The 10,979-nt window shown below is 63.8% G+C and carries 12 protein-coding genes and 1 pseudogene; 6 read left to right on the forward strand and 7 right to left on the reverse strand.

Annotated features, from left to right (window positions below; translation table 11 throughout):
• Window positions 1-9: 9 nt before the first annotated feature.
• A complete protein-coding gene (locus XI08_RS26030; protein ID WP_271576542.1) occupies window positions 10-897 on the forward strand; it encodes a 2-hydroxy-3-oxopropionate reductase in 888 nt (295 codons plus the stop codon).
• A gap of 112 nt (window positions 898-1,009) precedes the next feature.
• On the forward strand, window positions 1,010-1,393 hold the full coding sequence (locus XI08_RS26035) for a DUF1236 domain-containing protein (RefSeq protein WP_135172614.1): 384 nt from the start codon (window positions 1,010-1,012) through the stop codon (window positions 1,391-1,393).
• Between the two features lie 36 nt (window positions 1,394-1,429).
• On the opposite strand, the gene XI08_RS26040 is transcribed toward XI08_RS26035, so the two are convergent.
• From XI08_RS26040 to XI08_RS26050, 3 genes are all read right to left on the reverse strand, one after another.
• The gene (locus tag XI08_RS26040; RefSeq protein ID WP_271576543.1) at window positions 1,430-1,807 is read right to left on the reverse strand and encodes a VanZ family protein; all 378 of its coding nucleotides are present in this window, start codon (window positions 1,805-1,807) and stop codon (window positions 1,430-1,432) included.
• Between the two features lie 76 nt (window positions 1,808-1,883).
• Window positions 1,884-2,492 carry a thiamine pyrophosphate-dependent enzyme gene (locus tag XI08_RS26045; RefSeq protein ID WP_271576544.1) on the reverse strand — a complete coding sequence of 203 codons (609 nt, stop codon included), beginning with the start codon at window positions 2,490-2,492 and terminating at the stop codon, window positions 1,884-1,886.
• Window positions 2,493-2,502: 10 nt separating this feature from the next.
• Window positions 2,503-3,054, reverse strand: coding sequence for a thiamine pyrophosphate-binding protein (locus XI08_RS26050; RefSeq protein WP_271576545.1), 552 nt, complete (start codon window positions 3,052-3,054; stop codon window positions 2,503-2,505).
• Between the two features lie 252 nt (window positions 3,055-3,306).
• Between XI08_RS26050 and XI08_RS26055 the strand changes: the two genes are divergently transcribed.
• From XI08_RS26055 to XI08_RS26065, 3 genes are all read left to right on the forward strand, one after another.
• Window positions 3,307-4,356 carry a hydroxyacid dehydrogenase gene (locus tag XI08_RS26055; RefSeq protein ID WP_271576546.1) on the forward strand — a complete coding sequence of 350 codons (1,050 nt, stop codon included), beginning with the start codon at window positions 3,307-3,309 and terminating at the stop codon, window positions 4,354-4,356.
• Window positions 4,357-4,475: 119 nt separating this feature from the next.
• Entirely contained in the window at window positions 4,476-4,916 is a 441-nt protein-coding gene (locus tag XI08_RS26060; protein WP_271576547.1) for a flagellar basal body rod protein FlgC, read from the forward strand.
• A 195-nt stretch (window positions 4,917-5,111) separates the two neighbouring features.
• The gene (locus XI08_RS26065) at window positions 5,112-5,324 is read left to right on the forward strand and encodes a hypothetical protein (RefSeq protein WP_027546312.1); all 213 of its coding nucleotides are present in this window, start codon (window positions 5,112-5,114) and stop codon (window positions 5,322-5,324) included.
• A gap of 3 nt (window positions 5,325-5,327) precedes the next feature.
• On the opposite strand, the gene XI08_RS26070 is transcribed toward XI08_RS26065, so the two are convergent.
• From XI08_RS26070 to XI08_RS26085, 4 genes are all read right to left on the reverse strand, one after another.
• A complete protein-coding gene (locus XI08_RS26070; RefSeq protein ID WP_271576548.1) occupies window positions 5,328-5,906 on the reverse strand; it encodes a GNAT family N-acetyltransferase in 579 nt (192 codons plus the stop codon).
• 6 nt (window positions 5,907-5,912) lie between these two features.
• Complete coding sequence (locus XI08_RS26075) at window positions 5,913-8,270, reverse strand: Orn/Lys/Arg decarboxylase N-terminal domain-containing protein (RefSeq protein ID WP_271576549.1); 2,358 nt, start codon at window positions 8,268-8,270, stop codon at window positions 5,913-5,915.
• A gap of 101 nt (window positions 8,271-8,371) precedes the next feature.
• Entirely contained in the window at window positions 8,372-9,694 is a 1,323-nt protein-coding gene (locus XI08_RS26080) for a hypothetical protein (RefSeq protein WP_271576550.1), read from the reverse strand.
• A 237-nt stretch (window positions 9,695-9,931) separates the two neighbouring features.
• Window positions 9,932-10,411, reverse strand: a complete 480-nt coding sequence (locus XI08_RS26085) for an Lrp/AsnC family transcriptional regulator (RefSeq protein WP_027546309.1) — start codon at window positions 10,409-10,411, stop codon at window positions 9,932-9,934.
• Between the two features lie 141 nt (window positions 10,412-10,552).
• On the opposite strand from XI08_RS26085, the pseudogene XI08_RS26090 reads away from it, so the two are divergent.
• Window positions 10,553-10,979: pseudogene (locus tag XI08_RS26090) on the forward strand (alanine dehydrogenase); the annotation flags it as partial.

The raw sequence follows: 10,979 nt of genomic DNA on the forward strand, positions 1-10,979 counted from the left end.
AAATTGGACATGATCGACATCGGCTTCATCGGACTTGGCACCATGGGACGGCCGATGGCCGGCCACCTTCTGGCCGCGGGCCATCGCGTGCTGCTGCACGACGTTGCGCCGGTGTCGCCCGAGCTGATCGCGGCGGGCGGCATCGCCTGCAAGTCGGGCAAGGAGGTCGCGGAGGAGGCGGATGCCGTCATTATCATGGTGCCGGATACGCCGCATGTGGAGGCCGTGCTGTTCGGCAAGGACGGCGTCGCGAGCGGCATCTCCAAGGGCCAGATCGTCGTCGACATGAGTTCGATCTCGCCGCTGGCGACGAAGGAGTTTGCCAGGAAGATCGAGGCGCTGGGCGCGGACTATCTCGACGCGCCGGTGTCGGGCGGGGAGGTCGGCGCCAAGGCGGCGAGCCTCACCATCATGGTCGGCGGCCCCGAGCGCGCCTTTGGCACCATGAAGCCGATCTTCGACAGGATGGGCAAGAACGTCACGCATGTCGGCGCCAATGGCGACGGCCAGACCACGAAGGTCGCCAACCAGATCATCGTCGCGCTGACGATCGAGGCCGTGAGCGAAGCGCTGCTGTTCGCATCGAAGGCCGGAGCGAACCCTGCGCTGGTGCGCAAGGCGCTGATGGGCGGCTTTGCGTCCTCGCGGATTCTCGAAGTGCATGGCGAGCGCATGGTGAAGCGCAATTTCGATCCTGGCTTCCGCATCGAGCTGCACCAGAAGGATCTCAACCTCGCGCTCGAGGGTGCTCGCGCGCTTGGCCTGTCGCTGCCGAGCACGGCGGTGGCGCAGCAATTGTTCTCGTCCTGCACCGCGCATGGCGGCAAGGGCTGGGATCACTCGGCGATGGTGCGCGCGCTGGAACTGATGGCGGGGCACGAGATCGCCGCAGCCTAAGTGTTACGCAGTAACACTCTCCAGATTTGGCGTGTCTTTCGTCGCGCGGGAACCGGAACAATGGTCCGTTGCCGCGGTTGAAGGCGCAGAACAACTACTGGAGAGTGTGGACATGAAGACCCGTCTTGCGATTTCGTTGGCTGCCGTGTCGCTGCTGGCGTCGAGTGCAGCCTTTGCCCAGTCGACGACCGAACAGGGCGCCCGGGACGGCGCGCGTGCGGGCGGCGATATCGGCGGCCCGGTCGGAGCAATGGTCGGCGGCACCGTCGGTGCGGCCGTCGGCGCCGGCCTGGAGATTCCGAATGCGATCCTGGGCGGGATCCCGCGCAATGACTCCGTCGTGATCCACGAGCGCGTCGTGGTCGGCGAGCCGCTGCCCCCGACCGTGGTGCTGCGTCCCGTGCCGAACTACACCGAATATCGCTATGCGGTCGTGAACGATCGCCGCGTGATCGTCGAGCCGCGGACGCGTCGCGTCGTCAAGATCATCGACTGATCATGGACGTCGAGTGAAAACGGGCCCTGCGGAGCGTCACTCCGCGGGGCCTTCGCTTGTGACGGATACGCTCGGGCGCAGGCGTGTCGTGACCCAATCGGTTGCGGCTGCGAGCGCAAAGCCGGCGCAGGCCGTGGCGGCATCGACAAGAAAATCCTCCAGCCGTGCATGGCGCCCCGGCGCCCAGAACTGCATCAGCTCGAGCAGGCCGATCAGGATGACCGAGACGGCCGCCGCTGCCAGGCGTTGCTTCCGATAGGCGAGGCCGAAGGCAAGCCCGACCAGGATGAAGGCGAGCGCATGCTCGCCGTCCTGGCCGAGGTCGGAATGGGGACGCAGGCCGGGCGGACCGAGCGTTGCGAAGGTGACGGCGGTGGCGAGCAGCCAGGCAAAGGCACGAACCAAAATGGGCATCCGCACCGCTTAGCACGGTTTTTGCGGGTCTGCCGCGGGCTGCGGATCAGATCGGCGTGTAGTTAATGACGAAACGTCAAAGTGGCTCGCGCACGCCGAGGCCGTGCATGAAACGCTCCCGGATCTGCACGGGATCGCGCCTTGTGGTGCCGACGCCGGGCTTGTCGTCGATGCGGACCGCGATCAGGCTCGGCTCGGAGGCCGACATGGCCTCCTCGACCAGGCGCTCGAAATCCTCCTCTTCGGCAGCCCAGGCGCTGTTGGCGAGCCCCGAGCCGATGGCGATGGCGACGATGTCGGCCACGTCAGCGGCCGGCGTCGGCTGCGCGCCCGTGATCTGGTAGATGCCGTTATCCATCACGATCATGATCAGGTTCTTCGGCTTCAACATCGCGATCGTCGAGAGCGCGCCGAGCTGCATCAGCAGCGAGCCGTCGCCTTCGAGCGCGAAGACACGGCGCTCGGGCTGTGCCAGCGCCACGCCGAGCGCGATCGGGAAGGCGAGCCCCATGCTGCCGAGCATGTAGAAATTCTGGGGGCGGTGGCCGGCGGCCCAGAGGTCGAAATTGGTGTTGCCGATGCCGCCGATCACCGCCTCCTCGTGCTTCAGCTTTCCGATCAGGCGCGACGTCACGTCGAAGCGGTTCATCACCTTGGTGTTGCGCGTGTTCATATTCGAACTCATTTGGCGGCGCTCACTTGTCAAAGACCTTGCCGCCGGTGAGCAGCGGGCTGAGGATCAGGGCCACCGGCGCTTGCGTCGTGACCGCCTGCTTGATCGAGCGGTCGGCGATGAATTCGAGCTCGTCGAGCCGGGTGATGGTGTGGTGCTCCAGCGCCAGCGAATCCAGCACCGGGCGCATGGTGCGGCAGACCAGCGACTGGCCGTAGTTGAACTCGCCGAGCGTGCCGCGCTCGGAGACGAACATGATCAGCGGAATCTGGTAGGGCACCGCGAGCGAGGCGAGCACGTTGGCGAGCGTCGCAAAGCCCGAGGTCTGCATCAGGACCGCGCCACGCCGTCCGCCCATCCAGGCGCCCGAGACGATGCCGACGGCTTCCTCCTCGCGAGCGGTGGCAAAGGTGGTGAAGAAGGGATCGGCATGCAGGTTCTTGATCAGCGGCGTCAGCACGCGGTCGGGCACGTAAGGGATCAGGCTGATCTCGTTCCGCTTCAGGGTTTGCAGGACGATGCCGTGCCAGCTTTTGTCGCTGGACCCCTGTGTCGCCTGTTCCGCAATCGCCATTGCGTTCTCCCTTCGCCCGCGCATTCTTCTTGGTTCTTGCCATTGTCCTGGCCGTCGCAGCGATCTGCCGAACTTGACGCAGGCAGCGGGATTGTCAACATGTCCGGGCCGGCACCGTGATCTGCGCCAGACGGCCTGCCGTGGCCGGCACCGCCATGTCATATGTGGGCAAAGAAAATGTGGGAGGAAGCACGGAAGGGGGCGCGCGCCGCGCTGGCCGTGGCTGATCCCTGGAGAGCCGGAAGGGTCCTGATGTCGGTCAACAGCAAGCGTGTCGTCTACTCCAATTATTTGGCCAATCCGATCTATGTCGACATCCTGAAAGCGCGGCCCGACGTCCGGCTCGATCGCATCGAGAACGCAAGCCCTGAAGATTTCTATGCGCCCATCCTGAGCGCGGCCCATGTCTACCAGATAGGCGCCGCCCGCGACGAGCTCGCCCCGCATTTCCATGTCGATGCCGCCTTCCTGAAGCGTACGCCGAACCTGCTGCTCGTCTCCAGCAACGGCGCGGGCTTCGATCCCGTCGACGTCGAGGCCTGCACCGACGCGGGCGTCGTGGTCGTCAACCAGTCCGGCGGCAACGCCCATTCGGTCGCCGAACATGCGCTGGCGATGATGCTGACGCTGTCCAAGCGCATCATCCAGTCCGACCGCCGGTTGCGCCGCGAGCGCAACGTCAACCGCAACGATCTCGTCGGCAACGAGGTCGAGCACAAGACCGTCGGCATCATCGGTCTCGGCAATGTCGGCCGCCGCATCGCCGCGCTGTGCAAGGGCCTGCTCGGCATGAAGGTGCTGGCCTATGACCCGTATCTGTCGGCCGAGGTGATGGCCGAGCGGGGCGGCGAGAAGGTCGAGCTTGACGAGCTGTTGCGCCGCGCCGATTTCGTCTCGATCTCCTGTCCGCTGAACAAGGGCAGCCGCAACTTGATCAGCGTGCGCGAATTCGCGCTGATGCAGCCGCATGCCTATTTCATCACCACCGCGCGCGGTTTCATCCACGATGAGGACGCGCTGCTCCAGGCTCTGCGCGACAAGCGCATTGCGGGGGCCGGTCTCGACGTCTGGTCCAAGGAGCCGCCGCCGCCCGAGCATCCGCTGCTCCAGTTCGACAACGTGCTGGCGAGCCCGCACACCGCAGGTGTGACGACCGAGGCGCGCCAGAACATGGGCCGCATCGCCGCCGAGCAGGTGCTGGACACGCTCGACGGCAAGCGCCCGCCGCGCATCATCAATCCCGAGGTCTGGCCACGCTACGCCGAGCGCTTCAAGCAGGCGTTCGGCGTGACGCCGGGATAGGGGCGCGCGCAAGGTCCGACTGCGCTCCAATCATTGGTTACCGCGAGGAAAATGCAAAGCGGCGCATCCTATCGATTGCGTGAGTGAAGGCGTATGACTTGTCCTGTAGATCAGGGGTCATGAGCATTTTTTCGATTGCTACATCCGGACTTTCTGCAGCGAGTTTGCGCGTGAGCGTGGCCGCGAGCAATATCGCCAATATCAGCACGACCGGCCCGTTGCCTGCGTCAGGCGGATCGGGCACGTCGGCCGGTTCAGGCATTGCTCCGACCTTTCCCGCGGCTTATGTGCCGTTGCGAGTCGAACAGGTCGACCAATCGAGCGGCTCGACGCCGGGCGGTACGCTTGCGACCGTGTCGGCCGTTTCGCCGAGCTTTACCGCACAATCCGATCCAGGCGCTCCCTTCGCAAACCAGGACGGCCTGGTCGCAGCGCCGAATGTCGATCTCGCCGGCGAGTTCGTTGAACTGGCGACCGCGAAGTACAGCTTCATTGCCAATGCGAAGGTCATTCAAGCCTACTCCGAGATGACAGAGTCGCTGCTCGATAACACGACGTAATTGTTGATGTCGTCCCGTGCGCCCCGCGTCGCGCTCGCCTTCCGCGAGGCTCCAGGCAGGGCGGGGCGGCTGACGGATCGAACCGGCGCCTGGATCGTCGGCGGGAACCGTTGCCGGCTTTGATCCCGGTCAAAATCTGCCTCCCCGAAATCGGCTAAATGGGATAAGAGTGCTGCCGGGGCAGCAGGAGGTCCCATGTCCACTTATGTCGTCAGGTTCATGAAGGACGTGCTCGGGGAGTACGGCCGGCAGATCGAGGTCTGTCAGGGCACGCTCGAGATCGACGCCGCCGACGAGGACGAGGCCAGGGAGCGGGCGAAGGCGCGGTTCTGCAAGGACCAGGCGTTGTGTCACTGGTCGCTGCATGCCGACCGCATCCACGTCAAACCGGCTGACTTTCCCTCGTAAGGCTTACCGGCCGGGTGCCGTTGCCGGCGGCGGCGCGGTTGCGCCCGCGCCGAGCGAGCGTTGCACCATGACGGTGTCGGACCAGCGGCCGTGCCGGTAGGCGACGCCGCAGAGCAGGCCGGCGCGCGCGAAGCCGAACTTCTCGTGCAGCGCCAGCGAGGGCGCGTTGTCGGCATCGATATAGCCGATCATCTGGCGGAAGCCGGCCGCGGCACAAACATCGACCAACTCCTGAAGCAATAGCCGTCCGACGCCGCGGCCGAGATGCGCGTGGTGGACGTAGATCGAGTGCTTGGCGGTGTAGCGATAGGCCGGGCGCTTGCGGAACAACACCGCATAGGCATAGCCGACGACCTCGCCGCGGTAGGTCGCGACCAGATGGGGCAGGCGGGTCTGCTTCAGGTTCTTGCGCCGGTCGCGCAGATCGTCCGGCTCCGGCGCGCCGGTTCCCTCGACATCGCGCGGCACCCCGTTGCGGACGTGATGGCGGTAGATCGCCAGCATCGCCTCTACATCGCTCTCGCGTGAGGGGCGGACCAGGACCGGCTCGTCATCCGCGCGGATTGCGGCTGTTTCGGTCATCGGCACCTACTCGGCAACGACGTAAGTATAGAGCCCGATGCGGCCATTCGCATCGACCTTCTTGTAGACGCCCTGGATTTCGACGTCGAAGCCCGGGAATGTGTTGAAGCAGGTCTCGAACATCTTGAGATAATCCACCATGGGCTTGGCCCGTTCCGTTAGCCGCTCGCCGGGCACGATGGTGGCGATGCCGGGCGGATAGACCACGAAGGGCGTGGTGGCGATGCGGCCCGCGATCGCCTCGATCGGCAGATAGTCGACATCGTTGCGGAACAAATAGCGCGCGGCATCGCGGGGCGACATCGCGATCTCAGGCATGTGCTCGGGCATGAACTGCCGCGCCTGGAGCGCGCTGACATCGGCGGCGCGGAAGAAGCGGTGCATCTCGCCGCAGAGGTCGCGCAGCCGCACGCCGGCATAGCGTGCCTGCCGTCGCTGATGGAATTCCGGGATCGCGTCCGCCAGCAGCGCATTGTCGTCGTGCAGCCTCTTGAAGGCGACGAGGCCGGAGATCAGCGTGCCGGCCTTGCTCGCCTCGACGCCGGGAGTGAGCAGGAAGAGCAGCGAGTTGAGGTCGTTCTTCTCGGGCACGATGCGGTTTTCGCGCAGATATTGCGCGACCACAGGGGCGGGGATGCCGTGCTCGGCATAGGCGCCGGTGGCACGGTCGAAGCCGGGCGTGAGCAGCGTCAGCTTGTTCGGATCGGTCATGGCAAAGCCTTCCGCGAGATCGGGAAAGCCGTGCCAGCTGGTATCCGGAGAGAGCTGCCATAAGGCGGGATTGGTGGCGAGCTCGTCGGTCGAGAGCGTTTCCCAGGCGACATTGTGGGCGGCGCCGGGACGGCTGACGTCGGGGATGGCGACGCGATCCGGCACGAAGGGCTCGAAGAACCAGCGGCGATCGGGATTCTGTTCCTTCTCCTCGAACTCCCGGCGCATTGCGCGGATCTTCTTGCGCAGCTCGATGCCGAGCCGGATCGTGTCATCCCACAGCACCTCGCCGGAACGTCCCTTCATCATCTGCGCGCCGACGTCGAGCGAGGCGAACAGCGGGTAGAACGGCGAGGTCGAGGCGTGCTGCATGAAGCTTTCGTTGAAGCGGCGGTGCTCGACCCGCCGCTTCTGGCCGCGGATGTGACGGTCCTTGATGTGGATCTGGGAGGCCTGCGAAAAACTCGCGAGCTGCTTGTGGGTCGACTGCGTCGCGATGATGCCCGGCGCCTCGGGGGGAAGGTTGGCGAGGCCCATCGCGAAGCGACCGGCATAGAGCGGATGGAACTTCATGAAGCCGGCCCAGGCCTCGTCGAACAGGATGTACTCGCAGAGATGGCCGATGCGCTTCAGGATCATCTCGGCGCTGTGGATCGTGCCGTCATAGGTGCACTGTTCGACCACGGCGACGCGGAACGGCCGTTCCTTGCGCCAGGCGTCGCGATCCCCAACCAGCGGATGGTTGCGGATCGCCTCGCGCAGGGCCTTCTCGTCGAGCACGTCCCAGCGCATCGGGCCGATCAGGCCCCAGGCGTTGCGAATGGTCGGAACGTAGACCGGGATGCCGCCATTGATCATCAGCGCGCCGTGATGGGCGGCCTTGTGGTTGTTGCGGTCGAACAGCACGAGATCGCCGTCGGTGACCAGCGCGCCGAGCGCGACCTTGTTCGAGGTCGAGGTGCCGTTGAGCACGAAATAGGTCTTCTCCGCGCCGAAGATCTGCGCGGCCTCCTTCTGCGCCTTCAGCGCCGGGCCCTCATGGGTGAGGAGGTCGCCGAGATCGAGCACGGAATTGTCGAGGTCGTCGCGGAACACGGATTCGCCGAGATGCTCGACGAAGACCCGGCCGATCGGGCTTCGATTGTAGAACACGCCGCCATTGTGGCCCGGACAGGTCCAGAGTTGGTTGCCTTCCTCGGCATAGTCCACCAGTGCGCCGAAGAACGGCGTCTTCAGCGTCTCGGCATATTGCTTGAGCCGGCTGATCAGGTTCTTGGCGATGAAGGTCGGCGTCTCCTCGGACAGGAAGACATAGCCGTCGATGAAGTCGAGCACCTCGACCGGCAAATCCTCGAAGCGCTTGCGCCGGATCAGGAGGATGATCGGGAAGTCGAGGCCGCGGCGCCGCATCAAATTGATCAGTGCCGAGGTCTTGCCCTCCAGGCCCTTCTTGCCCCAGTCCACCACCATGCAGCCGATCGCGGCGTCGGTCTGCACCGCCATCTCCGCGTCCTCCAGCTTGCGGGCCCGGACCACCTCGAAGCCGGAGCGCTGGATCTCCTCGATGATCTGGTTGAAGCGGACGCCTTCGAGGTCGTCGGCGTCGAACACGGGTGCGGCGAACAGGAAGTTGAAGCGCTTGAAATAGTCCATTGTCTGTCCCGAATGTACTGGTGACACAGCTCTCGGCACATTCGATGACAGTTGGATGACAGCGGCTGCGGTCCGCGTTTTCGCCTCTCCCCGCGGTCTCTTCAAGCGGCAAGTAAATAGATGGCCCAGAAAGCGATCGCGCCGACGGCGAATGTCGTCGGAGAGAATGCAACTGAATCGGGCTGCTCCGGGTCTTTCGCTTTGCGGTGCGTGTAAAGAGCGAGCTGCAGCAGAATCCAGCCATTCCCAATGACCGCCGGACCCATCAACGGCGCTGCAATGCCGTAATAGCTCAGATAGGCAATCACGCCATTGATCTGCGCGGCGATGGCGACTACGGAGAAGCGCGGCTTAAGGCAGGCCAGTATGATCGCCATGACTTCAAACGCGTAGAAATATCGGTCGTGCATTTTCGGCAGCACGAATGGCATCAAGAGCAGAGACAGGGCTGCGGCCGCGACTAGGTGTTCGACCTTGCACAGGTCTTTCGCCCGCGCGGCAACGATTGAGAATACGAGCCCTGCCGCCGCTGAGATGGCCATTCCGGCGGCTACACCGGGTCCATAGAACCGGTTTGGCACGAGCAACCACATGTTTGCTGCGTTCATTGACAGCCGGTCAAAGGTTTCAGCCTGATTGAAATAGACTGTCAGGATGTCGGAGAGAGGTTGGCCAAGCAGCCACGCAGGAGCCGCGATGGCGAGATAAACAATCGGAATCGTTGCAAGCCAAAGCCAATGGATCGTTCGCCTCAGCACGAGCGCGAAGATCAAGGGTGCAAGGAATATTGCTTGGGCCTTCACAGAAAATGCGACGGTGAATGAAACAACACCGGCCCGAGGTCGGTCTCGGGAAATGCAATATACCGACAGCAAAATGAAGAACGTCCAGATCGCGTCGGCCTGCCCCCAGACCGCACCGTTGAACAGAACAGTCGGTGCCAGCCAGACGGCCGCAAAGGCAACGGAAGGACTGTAGATGCGTTCTTTGTCGGACGCGACCAGGCGTGCTGCCATCAGCGCGCAGCCGAATTCGAAGATGAAAGAAATTCCCTTGATCAGGTGCCATGGTTCGAACAGCCCGTGGAATGCGGTCGCCGCAACCAAAAGGTAGCTGTAAAACGGGGTGTAATTCGTGAATGTGTGTCCGAGACTGGCAAGACCGTGGCTCTGCGCGAATTCATACCAGGGCAGCAGGAATTTGGTCGTATCGTCGGTCACCTGATCGAGGGCTACATATCGGCAGGCGAGACCTGCAATAAAGCTCGCTGTGACGATCGTGCGGGCTAGCCATGCGACTGCTATGTGGCTACGTGTCTGCCGGCCATAGGCGCCAAGGAGGAACCTCCGATCCATCAGGCTTAAGAACGTGGTCGGCGTTTCGTTTGGAGAAAGCTGCGTCTTGGAATGAAGAATTCCTCCCATATCTATGCCACAATTCGTGCCCCTGCGCGCCGGTGGGAGCCCTTCCAGCAAAACGATCTTAAGTTGCAATGATAAGCGAATAGCTCTGAGCTACCCTAAGCTCATTGAGTAAAGTGCAACTTAGGGTAAAGCCAAACTTAACGTGCAGACCGGATCGGGCACCAGTCAGCTTGGTGCCCGATGCAGCCCGACTGCGGCGCGGGATGGCCTTCGCGGCGCTCGCAGGAGAGGGAATCGCTACCGCTTGGCCTCGCTGAACACCACCGTCGGCACGGCGCGGTTGACGACTTCGCGCAGCGCGAAGCTCGATTGCACCCGCGCGACGCGCGGCAGGCGGGACAGTTCGGTGCGGTGGATGCGCTCGAAATCCTGGATGTCGCGGGCGAGCACGATCAGGATGTAGTCGTCGGTGCCCGACATCAGGAAGCAGCGCACGACGGAGGGGCATTTCACCACCTCCGCCTCGAACGCCTTCAGCGCCTCGTCGCTCTGGCTCTCCAGCGCAATGCGCACCAGCACCGTCGTGGTGAGGCCGAACTGCGCCAGGTCGAGCGCGGCCTGATAGGCCTGGATAAAGCCGTCGTCCTCCAGCGCCTTCTGGCGCCGCGCCAGCGCCGTGCTGGATAGCCCGACCTTGTTGGCGAGCTCGGTGTGGCTGGCCCGTGCATTGGTCGTAAGTTCCGCGAGGATGGCGAGGTCTTTCCGGTCGAGGGCCAATGTTTCGTTTCCAGCGTGAAAGAGCGTTTGCGCGCCGGAAACCGGCGCGGAGATGGCGAAACTAGCTGATATTTGCACGAAACCAAACTGGACCCGTCGCTACCATGACGAGGTGAATCAAAACGTTGGAAGGAGCCCAGGATGCGTGTCGGTGTGCCCAAGGAGATCAAGGTGCAGGAATATCGCGTCGGGCTCACCCCGGGCGCCGTTCGCGAATACGTCGCGGCCGGGCATCAGGTGACGGTCGAGACCGGCGCCGGCAGCGGCATCGGCGCTTCGGACGAAGTCTATCGGCGGGCAGGGGCGGCGATTGCCGGGAGCGCCCGCGACGTCTTCGCCAACTCCGACATGATCGTGAAGGTGAAGGAGCCGCAGAAGAGCGAATGGACCCAGCTTCGCGAAAGCCAGATCCTGTTTACCTACCTCCATCTTGCACCGGATCCCGAACAGGCGAAGGGTTTGCTCGCCTCCGGCTGTACGGCGATCGCCTATGAAACCGTCACCGACGCGGCCGGTCACCTCCCCCTGCTTGCGCCGATGAGCGAAGTCGCCGGCCGCCTCGCCATCG

The sequence above is a fragment of the Bradyrhizobium sp. CCBAU 11361 genome (genome assembly GCF_028128935.1).
In the GTDB taxonomy this organism is placed as follows: Bacteria; Pseudomonadota; Alphaproteobacteria; order Rhizobiales; family Xanthobacteraceae; genus Bradyrhizobium; species Bradyrhizobium niftali.